Source organism: Dactylosporangium sp. NPDC051087, from assembly GCF_055586325.1.
Window position 1 is genome coordinate 39,896 of the sequence record NZ_JBVJIJ010000046.1, and the last position, 16,989, is coordinate 56,884.

The 16,989-nt window shown below is 73.7% G+C and carries 3 protein-coding genes; all 3 read right to left on the minus strand.

Annotated elements, in window-relative coordinates:
* Positions 1–26: 26 nt before the first annotated feature.
* The gene (locus ACZ6TV_RS50415) at positions 27–7,169 is read right to left on the minus strand and encodes a SpvB/TcaC N-terminal domain-containing protein (protein WP_465307997.1); all 7,143 of its coding nucleotides are present in this window, start codon (positions 7,167–7,169) and stop codon (positions 27–29) included.
* 185 nt (positions 7,170–7,354) lie between these two features.
* Positions 7,355–13,741 (minus strand): RHS repeat domain-containing protein, encoded by a 6,387-nt coding sequence (locus tag ACZ6TV_RS50420; protein WP_465307999.1) that lies wholly within the window; start codon positions 13,739–13,741, stop codon positions 7,355–7,357.
* Positions 13,738–16,881: an FG-GAP repeat domain-containing protein gene (locus tag ACZ6TV_RS50425; protein WP_465308001.1), complete on the minus strand. Its 3,144-nt coding sequence runs from the start codon at positions 16,879–16,881 to the stop codon at positions 13,738–13,740. Before ACZ6TV_RS50425 ends, ACZ6TV_RS50420 begins: the two co-directional genes overlap by 4 nt.
* Between the last annotated feature and the right edge of the window lie 108 nt (positions 16,882–16,989).

A 16,989-nucleotide genomic window follows, 5' to 3' on the forward strand; every position in this document is an offset into this window, starting at 1 on the left:
GCGTCCTCTCATCGTGCTGCTTCGGGTCATTTCCAGGGCACCCAGTAGACCTGCAGGACGCCGTCCTTGACCGCCTTCGGGAACCGGCGGGTGAACAGCGCCCGCAGCTCCTTCGCCTGTTTCTCGGTGGCGACCGCGTAGCGGATGCCGCGGGTGCCGAGCCGTTCGTGCAGCATCAGGTACTTCTCCGCCTGCCGCAGCAGCCGGCTGACCTGCTTGCGGGAGTAGCCGAAGCCGAGCTTCGCCTCGACGATGAACCCCTTGTTCACGGCGTCGGCGAAGATGAGGACCGGCTTCTTGCCGAGGATCTGGAACACCCGCTCCAACGGTTTGCGGTTCTTCGCGATCCGGGTGACCCACGCCTGATAGCGGGCCCACCGCAGCGACAGGTCCAGGCCATGGCCGCCGAGGTACCGCACGCCCTTCTTGCTCGCGAAGTCGGCGAGACGCTTCTGCGCGCCCTTCTCCAGGCTGGTCACGACCGACTTGCCGGTCTCGACGATGTCGAGGATTCCGGCGACGATCGCGGCGCTGCCCTGGGCGATCTTCTGCCCTTCGCTGGCCTTGTGCGTGCCGAAGCCGCCGGGGATGCCGTCCACGTCGCCGGTCGGGCTGTCCTCGTAGTCGAAGTTGAGCACCGAGCCGGCGAGGGCGAACCAGTCGCCGGTCGTCGACGCCTTGCCGCCCTTCGGGGCGTTCGGGCCGGTGCCGGTGCCGCCGCGCAGGAACCCCTTGCCGGAGGGCGGGTCCTCGGCGGTCGGTGTCGGCGCGATGATCGTGCCGGTCTTCGAGCCGACCTCGGACAGCCCGCCGGGCGGCCCGGGCGGCTCACCGCCGGGCGCGCCGGGCTGCCCGCCGGGCGCGCCCGGCGACGGGCCGCCGGGTCCCCCCGGCGGAGGAGCCGGCGGTGCCGGCGGAGCCGGTGGCGTGGGCGGGGCGGGGGTCGGCGCCGGAGGCGGCGCCGGCTTCGGGGGTGTCTTCCCGGCATACGACATGTTGCCGCCGTAGCCCGGGTCCTTGGGCGCGACCTGCGGTCCCTGGGTCAGCGTGCGGTAGGTGGCGCCGCGCGGCGGTGCGACCTTCCGCATCCGGTCGATCTGGTCCTTGCTGAACCCCCGCTCCGCGGCCTTCTGCTGGTCCGCCTCGCTCCACAGGCCGCTCGGGTCGCGCAGCCGCACCGGGTTGCCGCGCACGTAGGCGTACACGTTGGTGCCGTCGGCGAGTCCCGCCGGGTCGGCGCTGATCCAGCGGCCGAGCCAGGTGGCGTAGAACCGGGCGCCGTGCAGCGCCAGGCCGGTCTCGTCGTCGCGGTCCATCCCGGTGTACCGGTGCCGCCGGTACACCGTGCCGGGGCGGGCCCGTTCCGAGCGGTAGGCGCTGCCGCCGTACGGATGGAACTCCTCCATGGACATGACCTCGCCGGCCTCGTCCAGCTCGGCGATGACCGACCCGAGGTGGTCGGCGGCGCTGAACAGGATCATCGGCTGCGGCGGCGGCCCCGGCCGCCCGCTGTCGACCGTGGTGCGTTCGAGGCGGCCGACGCTCCCGCCATCGGTGCCGAGCAGGACGGTGTGCCGCTCGGCCTGCAGGGCCGCGCCGGTGCGGCGGCGCCGCTCGTAGGCGCCGAGGACCCGGACGTCGTCGACCAGACCGCCGTGCTCGACGACCTTGCGGACCCGGTTGCCGGCGCTGTCGTAGACGTACCAGGCGGTCCCGCCGCCGCCGAGGTCGGCGCGGATCAGCCGGCCCTCCTCGTCCCAGGTGAACCCGGCACCGCCGGGCAGCCCGGTCAGGTTCCCGGCGTCGTCGTGGGTGTAGGTCAGCAGCGGCGGGCCGCCGGCGGGGCCGGTGCTGGACGCGAGCCGGTTGCCGCCGGCGGCGACGGTGATCAGCTGGGTCCAGCCGCCGGCGCCGGTCTGATGGGCGAGGGCGACGAGGTTGCCGCCGTCGTCGTACGTGTACCGCTCCCGGTACGTGCGGACGGCCTGCAGGTCGTTGGCGTGCGGCAGGGCCTGCACGGGCGGCTGCGCGGCGCCGCGCACCGCGTCGGTGACCGGGCCGGCGTGCTCGCGGCCGTCGGCGGTCAGCAGCCGGTACAGCGCGTCGACGGTGAACTTCCGGGTCGGCGCGGCGACGGCCCCGGCGAAGAACAGGGTCTGCTGCGCCGCGTCGTCGACCTGGAGCAGGTTGCCGGCGGGGTCGTAGGTGTGGACCCGGTCGGCGACCACGGCACCGGCGGCGGTGACCAGCCGCGACCGGTGCAGGCGCCGGGTCTGCGGGTCGTAGGCGGCGGTGAGGACGGCGCCGTTGCCGAGGACGGTGCGCTCCGGCCGCCCGGCCGCGTCGTACGTGACCGAACGGATCACCTGCCGGGTGTCCCCGCCCGGCACGTCGACGTCCAACGTGGACAGCAGGCCGGACTCGCCGTATGCGGGGCGCAGCACGGTCCCGTCGGCCTGGAACATCCGCACGGGCCGCTCGCGGGCGTCGTACTCGGCGGCCGTCACGAACGCCTCCGCCTCCAGCAGCGGCCCGGCGAGCGCCGCCAGGTCGGCGGCCGGTCCGGCGGCGGCGAGCACCGACCAGTCCGGCTGGACGCGGTGGTCGGCGGCGAACCGGCGGCTGCTCGCGACCGGCTCGCCGCGGTAGTCGTAGGCGTCGACGGTGACCAGCCCGGCGGTGTCGAAGTGCAGCACCTCGCGGCCGCGGAGCCGTTTCACGTCCCGTTGCGGGTCGTCGTCGCCGTACCGGACGAGGTCGGCGAGCCGCTCGGCCCCGCCGCCGGGGGCGGTGATCCAGGTGCGGGTCGGCCGGGACAGCGCGTCGTACTCGTGGCGGGCCCGGAACCCGCGGGCGTCCCACTCCAGCAGCGGGCGGCCGTGCGCGTCGAACAGGTCGACGCCGGTCCCGGTGTCCGGGCCGCGTTCCAGGACGGGCCGGCCGGCGAGGTCGAAGACGGACTCCGTGACGACGGTCCCGCGCGGGTCGACGACGCGGGCGGTGTTGCCGGCCGCGTCGTACTCGGAGCGGGTCACGAGGACCCGGCCGCCGCCGAGGTCGGCGTGGTGCTCGACCGGCCGGCCGAGGGGGTCGAGCAGCTCCCGGGTGGGGGTCGCCGCGTGCTCGGCCGCCAGCTTCGCGGCCCGTGCCACCGCCGCCGCGTCGCCGGCCGGCCGCCACTGTCCTTCGAGGACGGTGTCGTTGCGGTCCCAGTGCTCGGTCGACCAGGCGGTGACGGCGGACCGCTCGACGCTGCCGTCGGGGTGGGTGACCCGCACCGGCCGGCCGAGCGGGTCGTAGGCGTGCAGCACCGGCAGGCCGGTCTCCGCCAGCTCGGCCTCGGTCTCGTACCGGTCGTCGCGGGCGAAGTACGGTTCGTGCTCCAGCAGCGGGTTGCCCTTGTTGTCCACGACGACGCGGCCGGTGCCGACCCAGCGCGGCGCGGGCGCGGTGTCCGGCAGCAGCAGGCTGCCGTCGGGGTTGCGGCGCAGCTCGCCGTCGGCGTCGCGGGCGGGCGCCGGCCCCGGTTCGGCGAGGTACTTCTCCAGGATCACCCCGCCGGTGCCGTCCACGTAGGTCACCGACTCGGCCCATTTCGGGTCCGGGCCGAAGGCGGTGCGTTCGCGGCTGCGGGCGTGCACCGGCTGGCCGCTCTTGTGCCAGGCGTCGAGGTCGTAGGTGTAGCTGACGGCGGGATCGGCGAGGGTGGTGCCCTCCCCCGCCGGGCCGCGGTGCGCGACGGCGACGACCCGGCCGAGCGGGTCGAACGCCGCCATGGCGGTGGTGCCGTTCGGGTCGGTGACCAGCGCCGCCTCGAGGACGCGGTAGTCGGCGACCGCGCGGGTGGCGTTGCCGGCCGCGTCGGTCACGGCGGTCACGACGAGGCGGTGCGGGTCGTGCGCGACGACGGTGACGTTGCCGCCCGGGTCGTCGAAGCGGGTCGGCTGGTAGAACGCCGCCGGATCGGGGCGGGCCCGTCCCGACGGCGCCCACCAGGAGCCGTCGGGGTCGCGGTGCAGCCCGGCCGGGCCGGTCAGCAGCGCCGCGTCGACCCTCGCGCCGTACACGGCGGACACCAGGCCGTCGGTCAGCACCTGCGTCCACGTGCGGGCCGGCAGCGCCCGCGTCCCGACCGCGCCGCCGGGCAGCTCGCCGGTCAGGTCGTCGGTCCAGTAGGTGTGCCGGGTGGCGCCGGCCGGCCGCCGTCCGACGCCCGCCGGCACCGCGGTCGCCTCGACCGGGACGTCGGCCGCGGCGGCGAGGGCGGCCCGGGCCTCGGCGACGGTCAGCCGCGGCCCGGCCGGTCGCAGGTTGGTGACGGTGAACCGGCGGTGGGCGACGGGCACGCCGAGCCGCAGTGTGTCCGGCTCGTCGACGTGCGTCACGGTGACGACGTCGTGGACGGCGGTCAGCGCGCCCTGCGCCGCGCACGCCGGGACGCGCCGCGGGTAGGCGACGGTGAGCCACTGCGTGGCGAAGCCCCGGTCGTCGACTTCGAGGGTCAGCGTGTGCGCGAGCCGGGGGTCGCCCGGGTCGCGTTCCAGGATCCACGTGAGCTCCTCGACGGGGACGACCCGCACGACGGGCCGGGCACCGCCGGCCGCCGGCTGCTCCACGACGACGTCGAGGTGCTGCTCCGTCACCTCGTACGGGACGTCCTGCGCCGCGGTGCCGTCGCGGCCGTACACCTCGGTGCGCAGGACCGTGCCGGTGAGCGCGCGCAGCGCCTCGTGCCGCTCGTCGGTGGACATGCCCTCGAACGACGGTCCCGTGGCGCCGGTGCGGTACCACGTCCGGGTCTGCGCCGGGGCGGCGCGGTGCTCGGCCGCGAGGGACTGGAACGGCGACGGCGGCGCCTCGACGGCGGTCGTGTCCCACTCGTCGACGACGCCGAACCCGCGGACCTCCCGGTCGGTGCCGTCGTAGTGACCGTCGTGGTAGGCGAACCGCCGCCCGGACACGACGCCGGTGACGAGGTCGTGGATCCGCACCGACCGGACCACCGGCACCGGGAACGGCAGCCGCGTCGCCCACGGCCGCCCGGCCCGGCGGTCCTCCAGCATGTCCACGGTGGACGCCGACCAGTCGACGGTGGTGGCCGCGCCGACCCCGTTGTCGACGCGGACCAGCAGGTGCGGCCTCACCCCGCCGGTGAGGTCGAGGTAGCGCAGCGGCCGGCCGGCGTCCGCGGGCAGCGCCGAGGACCACACCAGGCAGGGTGTGCCGTGCCCGAGCAGGTCGAGCACGTCGACCCGCTCGGCGGGTCCCGGCGTCGCGGACGTCAGCAGCCGCCCGGCACCCCAGCCGTTGCCGGACCGGTTCCGCCACAGACGCACCCCGCCGGCGCCCAGGTACACGAGGTCGGCGGGGCCGGTGCCGTCGACGTCGACCAGCCGGACCCGTTCGGGGTCGAACGGACCGGTGACGGCGAGGTCGGGCGGGTCGGCCATGACGACGCGGGCGCCGAAGCGGCCCCAGCCGAGGTTCGGCCAGTAGGCGACGCCGCGCTCCTCGACCCGGACCAGGTCGGGCAGGCCGTCGCCGGTCATGTCGGCGGCGTGCAGGGTCGGGTCGGCGAACGGCGGCAGGCCGGCCGGCGCCGGCCCGGACCGTTCGGCCGCCCAGCCGTCCGCGCCGAGGAACCGGTGCCAGCGCAGGCCGCCGGGGCCGCCGGCGCACACCTCGGGCCGGCCGTCTCCGTCGAGGTCCAGCAGGCGCACGTCGGGGGCGGTCCAGTCGACGCGCGGGACCGAGCCGAACGCCCGGTCGGTGGTCCACCGGTCGCCGTCGCGGCTCGTGTACCCGGGAGCCGCCCCGTCGAGGTGCACCAGGGCGGTCCGGCCGTCGCCGGTGACGTCGGCCAGGTACGCGCGGCGGCCCGCGTCGACGGTCGGGCGGTGCGGCACCGCGACGGCGGGCGCGAGACGGGCGCCGCCCTCGTTGCGCCGGTACAGCCACGCCCCGTCGACCTCGACCAGCGCGCCGGGCAGCCCGTCACCGTCGAGGTCCACCCACTGCACCCGGGCGCCGGCGGCACCCGCGGGCGGCGCGCCGGGCGCGGCGACCTCGGTGAGCGCTGCGGCGGCCGGCTCCGCGTAGGTGAACGTCGCGGGTGGCGCCGCCATCGTCCGCGCCGCCGGGTCCGGCAGGCCGGGGTCGTGCCCGGCGACCGACACGGACACGAGCCGGGTCGTGACCGGGTGCTCGTCGTGGTCGAGCAGCACCGACGTGACGAGCCGCGGCCGGTCGCCCAGCTCGGGGAAGCGGTGGAAGACGAGGACCCGCCGGCACAGGTGCCGGGTGCGGACCTCGAAGCCGGACCGGAACGACGAGAACGGGTCCTGCCGCGGCCGCCACGCCCCGGCGTCGCCGGGTTGCGGGTCGAGCTCGTCGTGCTCGCCGTAGTCGAGGACGACCTCGAAGCACCAGTCGCCGGCGACGCCGGGGCGGCGGTTCGCGTAGCGGACGCGTTTCAGGTGCCGGGCCGCGGCGTCGGCCTCGTAGTCGTAGCGGATCAGGTTGCCGCGGTCGTCGGCCGCCTCGGCGAGCAGCCACGCGGCGACCCGGCGCGGGTCGGCGGGGTCGCTGACGCGGGTGGCGGCGTCGACGCCGTACCGGCTGACCACGTTCTCCGGCGAGCGGGTCCGCCAGTGCACCTCACCGGTGGCCAGGTCGCGGACCCGTTCGACGCGGGTGAAGTCGACCTCCACCCGGGACCGGTACCGCACCACCTCGACCCCGGCGGTGACCTCGCGCCCGGCCGGGACCAGCTCCACACCGCCGGACATGACGAAGGTGTCCGCGCCGGGTGCCGGGCCGTCGACGTACCGCGGCAGGAACGGCTCGGTGGCGCGACCGACCGAGGGGACGTCGACGCTCCAGCCGAGCCCGAACACGCTGTTGCCGCGCCCCGACGCGTACGTCAGGGCCAGGTCGGGGCCGAAGCCGGTCCGGCCCGGCGGCAGCGGCAACGGCACGCCGGCCGTCATCGCGCCGGTCGCCGGGACCGCCGCGACCCGCTCGCTGACCGGGCGGTGCGCACCGCCGCCCTTGGGCAGGCCCGGCACGGGCGGCGCGCCCGGCGGGTCGGCGCCCGCCGCCCAACCGGCAGGGGATCCCGCGGCCCAGGCACGACCGGGCTGCGCTGGCTCCGCCTGCCGTCCGCTCACATGCCCTCCCGCACGCCGCCGGCCGCACCCTCCGTGCCGGTATTGTGACCGGCCGCCGCCGCCCGCGGAGTCGCCACAAACCCGGTCCGCTGTCCGGTCCAAGACATCCGGGCCTCCGGCGGGGGCGGGCGGACACGCAAAACCCGCCGCGGGGCGTCCCGCGGCGGGTCACTGCGTGGGCGTTCCTACTTGATCGGGTCCCACCAGCCCGGCGACGGTGCCTCGTCGTCACAGCCGAACGGCTCCGTGCCGCAGTACGGCGCGCCGAACCCGAATCCCGCGATCCAGCCGCCGACGTACTCGAGGCCGGACTTGACCTTGGGTCCCGCCTTCCAGGCCATGGCCGCGATGCCCTTGCCGGCCCACGGACCGACCGCGAGCCCGACGACCGTGGTGAACAGCTGCCGGTTGGCCTTGTCGGTCTCGCCGCCCACGTAGTACGAGTACGCGGACAGGAGCCCGGACCCGGTCCCCAGGATGGTGCATTGGGGCAGCGGACAGAACCCGAGCAGGAACTGCGCGAACGACAGCTGGTTGCCCAGCCGGCAGCCCGGGTCGTGGCTCTCGCACTCGAACTTGTCGTACTGCCGCTCCGGCATCGGCTTCGTCGGCCTGGTCGCGGGACCCATCACCGGCGGCGCCGGGTTGCAGCCCCGGTCCGGCTTCGGGGTCTCCGTCATCACGCTCGGGGTGCAGCCCGACTGGCTGGCCGTGAACGGGCAGTACGCATGACCGTAGAAGTCGTAGTACCAGCCGTCCGCGGAGGCATAACAGGCATTGCCCTTCAGGTTCCCCCAGTTGCACTCGACCGAGGCACCCAGGTGCTCGGGCGCGGAACACGCGGGATTGTTCGTCGGGCCCTGCTGGTAGAAGTCGCAGGTCTGCAGATACATCTGGCCCTTGTGCTTGATGACTTTGTAGTGCCTGGGCGTGCCGTTGATCTTGCCGGCGGGGTTGACGCGTGCGACGTCGTACTCGTGCACCACCTCCGGCTGCGGTTCCGCCGGTGCCGGGGTCGGATCGCATTCCCTCGGGCGGCACGCGTACCGGCCGTCCGGGTCGGCCAGGGTGACCGGGTTGTTCTCGGCGTACGAGTAGCCGTTCATGCCCTGCGACTTCTCGGCGTCCAGGACCGGGTCGACGGAGATGAACCGGCCCGACCGCGGGTCGTACTCGCGGGCGCCGAGGTGGACCAGGCCGGTGTCGTCGGCGGTGCCGTCGACGAAGCCGCGCCTGGAGGGCCACGTCACCACCGGGCCGCGCGGGTTGCCGAACGGGTCCGCCCGGCGCACCGTCTTGGTCAGGTCGGAGGCCTTGAACGACAGCCCCGCCGTGCCCTGGTGGTCGCCGCACTGCCAGCTGAGCCCCTGCGGGGTCCGCACCGCGACCGTCCGGCCCGCGTGGACGTAGGACCGGGTGCCGGTGGTGACACCGCCGGCCAGCCGGTACTCCACGTCGCCGAGGTACAGCGTGGTGCCGCCCGGGTCCTTCGCCATGAGCCGTGCACCGTCGGCGTCGTAGAGGTAGGACGTGGTGCCGGCGCTGTCGGTGACCGTCTCCAGCTGGTTCGTCGCGGTCCACGTCAGCGTCTGCGACGGCCGGCCGGCGATCGACCGGGTGGTCATGTTGCCGGTCGGGTCGTAGCCGTACGAGTCGGTGCCCGTCCCGCCGGTGGTGGTGGCGACCTGGGTCACCGCGTGCGGGCGGCCGGTGCCGGCGCCCTGCGCCGGGTAGGTGTACGTGCGGGTCACGTCACCCGTGGTCAGGTGGCTCACCTCGCTGGTCCGGTTGCCGCTCGCGTCGCTCACGTACGACTTCCAGTACGCCGCCGGGCCGCCCAGCGCGTTCGCCGCCGGGTTCGTGGCGCAGTTGCCCGAGGTCGGCGTCCACGCGTCGCTGAGCCGGAACCGGTCGTCGTACCGGAAGCACTGCACGTCGTCCTGGCCGGCGCCGTACTGCGCGATCCTGTCCGCGACCGACAGGACGTTGCCGGACGCGTCGTAGGTGTAGGTGCTGTTCTTCGCCACGGTGTTGGGGATGTCGCCGTACACCAGGTGGTTGGACAGCAGCCCGGTGCCCGGGTAGTACGACCACAGCTGCCGCAGGTTCTTGCCGGCCGCCGAGTCGCGCAGCTGCATGCTCCCCAGCTGCCCGTCCGCCTTGTACTGGGTGTCCACGACGTACGTGCCGAGGTTGGACTGCAGGGTCAGCGGGTTGCCCAGCGCCGTGTAGCCCAGCTGCAGCGTCTCGTCGGTGAGCCCGGCGTAGTTCGCCGCGTTCACCTTGGTCGAGCCGGTGGCCGTGGCGACGCTGCCGTCGGCGTTGTACGTCGTCCCGGTGAGGTACTCGCCGGCGAGGGTGCCGGTCATGGCGTTCGCCGGGATCGTCACCTTCGCCGTCTTCGCCTTGCCGGTCGCCGTGTACTCCAGGATCTGCCGGGTGTAGGCCTGTCCGCCGGAGTAGCGGATCGCCGCGGTCGGCAGGCCGTGGACGAGCGAGTCGAAGGTCCACTCGGCCGTCTTGTTCGCCAGGCTGCCCGTGTACTCGGCGGTCTTGCGGCCCAGCCCGTCGTAGGTGTACAGCATGGTGAGGTTGCGGGCGTTCACCGACTTGGTCTGCGCGCCGCGTTTGTCGTACTCGAACGTGCTCTTGCCGGTGTCGGGGTCGTTGGCCTCGGTGATCCGGCCCATGGCGTCGACCACGAACGTCCAGGTGTTGCCCGACACGTCGGTGGTCGAGGCGACCGCGCCGCGGGGGTGGTAGGTGCGGCTCATGACGTCGTGCGCGCCGCTCACCGGGTTCGCGATGTTGCTGCGGTAGGTCCACAGCGCCGTCGTCCTGCCCCGCACGTCGGTGAACGTGGAGGTCGCCGGGCTGCCCGCGGCGGGGCTGACGTCCACCCGGTCGCCGCCGTAGGCGGTGGTGGCGGTCCACTGGGTGACGCCGCTGAGCTGCCACGCCGAGGCGATCGACCGGCCCGCGCCGTCGTAGGTGACGCGGGTCTGCGCCGGCACCTCCGTGTCGAGGGCCAGCCGCAGCGTGCCGCCCGGCGCGCCGGTGGCGCCGTATCCCGGCCGGGTGAGTTTCACCAGGCCGCGGCTGTCGTAGTGGGTCTCGCTGATGAGCCGGTTGCCGCCCTCCGCCGGGATCTGCTCCTGGCGGGTGCGCAGCTTGCTGTCCAGCAGCGCGTAGCTGGTCAGGTATCCGCTGCCGGTGGTGTCGAGCTTGCTGGTGGCGACGCTGGACGCGCCGGTCTGGCGCAGGTCGTAGGCGAACTTCACCGACGCCGTCTCGGTCGCCTTGTTCCGGCCCGGCGCCCACACGGACGTGAGCTGGCCGAGCTTGTCGTAGGCGAAGTCGGTCCGGCGGGTCGTCCCGGGCCCGCTGACGTCCTGGTCCACGACGGAGACGGCGCGGCCGTTGGCGGGGTCGACGTCGGTGACGGTGACCCAGCCGAGCGGGTTCGTGACGGTGGTCTTCGTGACCGGTCCGCCCGTCGCCGGCGTGTACGCGGTGGCGGTGCGGAAGTTCTCGGCGTCCCACGACTCCACGGTCCGGCCGTGCTCGTCGGCGGCCGCCCTGGTGGTGGTCGTGTACACCGGGTTCGTGGCGTGCGGCGTCGAGACCTGCTCGACCCGCGACGCGAAACCCTTGGTGAGCGTGGTGGAGTAGGAGCTCGCCCCGTCGTACCACACCCGCACGTCCGAGACGACGTCCGTGACCCGGTTCGGGGTGGCCGCGCAGCGCACCGCCACGAGCTCCACCCGCGACAGGTGCGAGACGTTGGTTGCGGCGGTGTTGCCGGCGTACCAGTGCCGTGCGCACTGGTCGTCGGCGGTCGTGGACAGGTCGGCCTCGTCGTCGATGCGGTCCACCCGCCCGGTGCGGTCGGCGAGGAAGGTGTTCGTGGTGCGCGTCTTGCGGGGTTGCCGGCCGCCGTCGAGCGTCGTGGTGACCTGGGTCGACTTGATGTTCGTCACCCAGGCCTTGACGGTGATGCCGAGGACGTCCTGGGTGGCGGTCGGCCCGTACTCGTACGGGTCGGTCTTGGTCTTGTCGACCACGGTCGACGTCTCGCCGAGGTAGTTGATCTGCTCGCGGACGGTGCCGGCGAAGCGGTCCTCGTCGGCCCAGGTGCCGCCGTCGGAGTCGGGGACGGACGCGGTGCGGGTGCCGCTGCCGAGCTTGTCGCCGTGCATGCCACGGAAGTACGTGGTCTCCGACTTCAGCCGCACGCTGGTCGCGGCGCCGCGCAGGACGCGGACCTTCTCGTAGCCGCGCCACATGCCCCAGCTGCGCCGGTTCGGCATGGTCATGGGGTTCTGGTCGGAGTGCCAGGCGGGCGAGCCGAGGTAGACGTAGCTGGTCTCCTCGTCCTCGGTGCCGTCGGCCCCGCCGCCGTCGCCCTCGGCGATCCTGTCCACGCGGTACTTGTGGAAGTACTCGAGCTTCGGCGTGCTGGTGCCCGTCGGCACCCAGTACTGCGGGAAGCACAACCGGCTGTTGTTGTCGGGGGCGGCCGGCATGCTCTGCCCCGCGATGCAGTCCTTCCCGGAGTACGTGATGGCGATGGTGTTGCCGGACTCGGTGAGGATCGAGCTCATCCGGTAGCGGGTGATGCTGTTGGTCGTGCCGGCCATGTCGACGCGGTTGCTCATGCCGACCGGGGTCAGCCGCACCGCCGGCAGGCACGCGTCGGGGTCGTCGGTCGTGCCGCAGCCCTGGACGGTGGACAGCCACAGCACCTTCTGCAGGTTGACGCCGGGGTCGTTCCACTGGTGGCTGAGCCTGGTCTGCGACACCCGCCGCCACGTCCGGTTCCCCGTGGCGACCTCGGTGGTGATCTTCGTCAGGCGTTTCGTGGTGAAGAACGCCGGCGAGTAGCGGCCGGAGCAGTTGGTGGTGCTGGCGCACAACAGGTCGACCGGGACGTCGGGGAAGTTCGCCGCGTTCGCGGTGTTCGGCACGCACGTGGCGCCCGGGGTGACGCACCGTTCCTCGGTGTCGAACAGCACCCGGGCGGGCGCCGTGCCGGCGAAGCGGGTGTCGGCGCCGGACGCGTTCTGCCGCGTGCCGTAGTTGATCTCCCGCACGTACAGGTCGCGGACGTACGCCGAGACGGTGGTGTCGCTGCCGTTGCGGGCGTAGTTGTTGGTGTGCCGGTCGTAGAAGAACGACATGGTGTTCTTGAACGGGTCGACGACATAGTCGAGGTTCCACCGGTAGGCCTGCTGGCACCAGCCGGGCGCGGCGTTGCACGGCTCGCCGGTGTTGTTGCCGTAGACCGGCTCGTAGCCGACCGACTTGGTCTCGTTGGCGGCGTCGCCGTCCCAGCCGGGCAGGCGGTTGAGGCCGAAGTAGTACTCGATGCCGTCGGTGGTGGTGACCCTCCAGTACTCGCCGTCGTTGTCGCCGTTGCCGGTGGCGACGTCGGCGAGCTTCTCGACCTTCGCGCCGTTGTCCGACGACGGCCGCCACTGCCCGTTCTCCAGCACCAGCGTGCTGGACTGCCCGTTGAGGGTCATGGTGGCGTTCTCGCCGACCCAGCACAGGTCGCCGTTGTTGGGCCTGTTGTCGTCGGTGCAGCCGCGGTACCCGCGCTCGATCGACCCGGGCTGCCAGTTGAAGCCCTCACCGACCCAGCTCGGCTGCGAGTTCGCGGCGGCGGTCATCCCGTCGACGGACTGCGAGGAGTAGCCGAGCTGCACCTGCGGCGACGGGCCGCCCGCGGCCGGCGGCAGCCCGATCGGGTAGCCCCAGGAGAACCCGCCGCTGCTGCCGCCCGCCGTCCACTTGTTGGCGGCGTTGAGGTCGGTGGCCTTGTAGTCGCCGCCGTCGGAGGAGGCGCCGGCGGCGAGCGCGACCAGCATGCCGGAGCGCGACTGGGGCGCGGCCGCCGTCGTCGCGTCGAGCCGCTGGTCGAGCAGGGCCGGCGCGGTGACCTCCGCGGAGACGACGCCGGACACGGCATCGTTGGTCGAGTCGAGCACCCGCTCCTGGCAGCCCGGCAGGTCCGGGGTGCTCAGCGCGCACTCCGGCAGCGCCACCAGGCGCAGCCGGCGGGACCAGTCGGCGCCGTAGGCGTCGCGGAAGCCGGTGTAGTCGACGCCGACGACGACCGCGCCGGCGCCGGACCTGCCGTCGTTGCGGCCGACCCGGAACACGACGTCACGGCCGCCGGTGCCGTGCGGCAGCAGGCTCACCCGGACCTTGCCGGGTGGGGTGCCGACTGCCTCGCCGGACAGCCGCTGCTGCGGGCCGAGGACCGCGCCGGCCCTGGCCCCGATCGGCAGCCCCGGCGCCCATGCCAGGACCGGGGTGGCCGACGCCTGCAGCGACGCCGAGGCGGGCAGCGACACGTCGGCCGTACCGGCGGCGGGCCAGGCGACGGTGGGCGCCGCCCGCACCGTCGCGGTGGTGTCCTTCGCGGGTGCCCGGTACACCGCGTCCCGGGTCTGGACCAGGGGCTGGTCCTTCGGCAGGTCGAGCTCGACCGGTCCGGCGTTCGCCGGTGTCACGACACCGGCGACGGCCAGGACGGTGAGGACGACGACCGCGGCACGCGCCCTCACAGCGCACGCACCGTGGTCGGGTCGAGCGTGCCGGCGACGCTGGTGGAGTTCCACCAGTTCCACTCCGTCTTCGAGTCGCCGGCGACGAACCCGCCGGTCACGACCTTGATCGAGGTGCTGGTCGTACCGTCGAAGCTGACGATGTCGAAGCGGCCGTTGCCGTCGATGTCACCGCCGGTGAAGCGCCACGCCGGGGCGGTGGCGAGGCCCGGGATCGCCATGCAGGACGCGGGCGTGAAGGCCTGCCCGGTGGAGATCGCCGCGCAGACGCCGGAGCCGTTCTTGAGGATCTCGTAGAGGTCCTCGTCGCCGTCGCCGTCGGCGTCGCCGGTGAGCACCGTGACCGTGTTCGTCATGCACCGCGCGCCGGCGCCGGAGCGCCAGACCGGGTTCGTGGCGAACGTGCTGTTGCCCGGCGGGCGGAAGCGCCACAGGCCCGTGTCGCAGTTGCCGTAGTCGTAGTACAGCAGCACCTCGGCCTTGCCGTCCTTGTCGAAGTCGCCGGCGGCGGTGGCCTTGATCCGGTTGCCGTCCCAGTTGCCGACGCCGGAGTCCCAGTACGGCACGGGCCAGCTGAACCCGGAGCCGTCGGACTTGGCCTCGAACACGAACCCGCGTTCCTGGGCGCTGTCGTAGCGGTAGAACGCGGCGATGTCGGTCTTCCCGTCGCCGGTGAAGTCGCCCGCCACGGCCAGCGTCCGGTCGTAGCACCAGCCGCCGTTGCCGGAGTCCCACAGCTGCGCCGCGGCGCGGTAGCCGTTGCCGTCCGACAGCCACCACGACAGGGTCGTGCGGCAGTTGCCGTGGTCACGGAACATGGCCACGTCGGCGCGGCCGTCGCCGTTGAAGTCGCCGTTGAGCGCCTTCACCGACGCCATCGGGTAGGCGTTCGGGTCGTTGACGACCGACGTCACCGGCGAGGTCGGGCCGCTGCCGTCGGGCTTCGTCGTCCACCGCATCAGCGACGTGCGGTAGCCGCCCGGGTCGACGACGGCGACGATGTCGGCGTTGTCGTCGCCCGTGGCGTCGGCCCGCTTCTTGGCCGGGGTGCCGCCGTTGGCGAAGAACATCCACAGCCCCGGGGCGTGGAAGTTGCCGACGTTCGGTGCCTGCGGCGACCGGTTGCCGCTGGCGTCGACGGCGACGACGCTGAGGATGTTGATGCCGCCGGTCCCGTCGACGGGCACGACCGGTGCCGTCGCGACGCCGCTGCTGTTGGCCGGGACCCAGATGTAGGGCGTCTTGTCGACCGTGGCGACCGAGTAGTAGTAGCCGACGACCCGGTCCAGGGTCTGGTTGACGGGGCTGAAGGTCACCGTCGCCGGTGCCCCGACGACCGCGCCGGGACCCGCCGGGAGCGGGAAGTCCTTCAGGTCGGTGCTGGTGAGCAGGGGCTGCGCCGGCGCGGTGCCGTCGACGACGAAGTGGCACCAGGGCGAGTACGCGCTGTGGTGCGCGCCGTCCCAGGCCCGGACCCGCCACTGGATGTCGTGCCCGTTCGGCATCGAAGCGGCCGGTACGTTGACGGTGATGGTGCGCGGTGCGGGCAGGCCGGGTGAGTCGGGCACCGTCACCACCGGCCCGCCGGTGGTCAGGTCCTGCCACTCGAACTTGCCGACGATGTTCTGGTCGTTCTCGGCGTCCTGCACCTTGGTGCTGAGCTGCACGCCGTTGTTCGAGCCGATCGCCGGCTGGCCGGCCGTGCCGCTGGTGTAGCAGCCGACGGTGCTGCCGTCGCCGGTCGCGGTCTGGTCCGACACCGTCGGCGGGGTGTTGTACTGCACGACGAGGTTCGTGTTCGCCGCCGACAGCTTCTTCCACTGCTGGGAGTTGCTCTCCGAGCCCAGGAACACGAACGTGTACTCGTTGAACCGGGCGTCGGCCCAGCCCTGCATCTGCGAGGTGAGGACCCAGCTCGGGTTGTTGCCCGGCGCGCTGCAGCTCTGCGCGGACCGGGCGCCGAAGGACGTGAGCACGCCCGGCGCCCAGCCGATCCGGCCGCCGTTGATCCCGCCCTGGATGGCGCCGCTCTGCGCCAGCGTCAGGTCGGTGCCGGTGCAGTTCCACGAGTGCGTGACGATCGTCTTGAGCTCGGCGGCGATGATCTGCTTGCCGTGCACCTGGGACAGGCCGAAGGCGAAGTACGCCCGCCAGCTCGTGCCGCAGCACTCCGGGTTGCGCCCGACCCGGGCGACGTCGCCGACGCCGCCGGAGTAGTCGTAGTTGTCGATGTTGGCGTACGCGAAGCTGGTCCGCGGCATGCCGATCTGCGGGTCGACGTACAGCGGCAGGGTGAGGCTCTCGTCGGCCAGCCACGCGGGGTCGGGGCGCAGCACCAGCTCGCCGCCGGTGAGCTCGGACGCGACCTTGCCGGTGCGGGTCAGGTCCTCCGCGCCGCGGGCGGTGCCGCCGTTGGAGGCGTCCCACATGCCCGCCGGGGCCGAGGCGAGCACCGCGGCGCCCGTGTCGTCGAGCACCTCGAACGTGCCGTCGGCGCGGGTCCGGGTGGCGGGGCCGGTGACGGCGACCGCGATGCGGCGCAGCGCCGGGTTCGCGGCGGCCGCGCGGGTCTTCACCACGAGCACGTAGTTGAAGCTGTCGGCGAAGGCCCGCACCCGCAGGTCGACGCCGTCGTACACGTCCGGGTAGACGACGGTGTCGCCGTCGAGCCGGGCCGCGGGCAGTGCTGTCGGCCAGCGCAGCGAGAACGCCCCGGCCGAGGTCTGCGCGGTGGCGAACGGTTCGCTGCCGCCGCCCTTCGCGAACGTCATCGGCAGCGTGGTCGTCGCGGCGTACCCGCCGGTCGTCGCGGCCCGCAGCGTCGTGTCGATCGGCGTCCAGCCGCCGGCGGTCTTGACCCGCTTCGGGGTCGCCGACGTCTCGTAGGTCATCGTGCCGTTCGGGTTCGCGAACGTCTGCGACTTCGCGGTGCGGGCGGCGGCCACCTCGACGCGCTTGCCGCACAGCAGGGCGGATGCCCTGGCCGCCTTCTCGTCCTGGCGCACCGTGGCCGCGGCGCACTCGGCGCTCGGCGGGGCCGCGGTCGCGGCGTGCGGCACGACGGTGATCCAGCCGAGGCCGAGGCCGGCCCCGGCGACGACCAGTGCGGCGCGCCGGCGCGCCGAGGAGAACCTGCCCATGCGTTGTCCCTCCGTGGAATGGGCGTGCGGCAGACACGTCCGGGGGGAGCATGGGGAACGGGCCTTTCAACCGGCGTGCACGTCGCTACCCGTACGACTCCCGTACCC

Excerpts from the sequence above, each read along its gene's own strand:
- ACZ6TV_RS50425 (WP_465308001.1), bottom strand. The coding sequence starts at position 16,881 with ATGGGCAGGTTCTCCTCGGCGCGCCGGCGCGCCGCACTGGTCGTCGCC.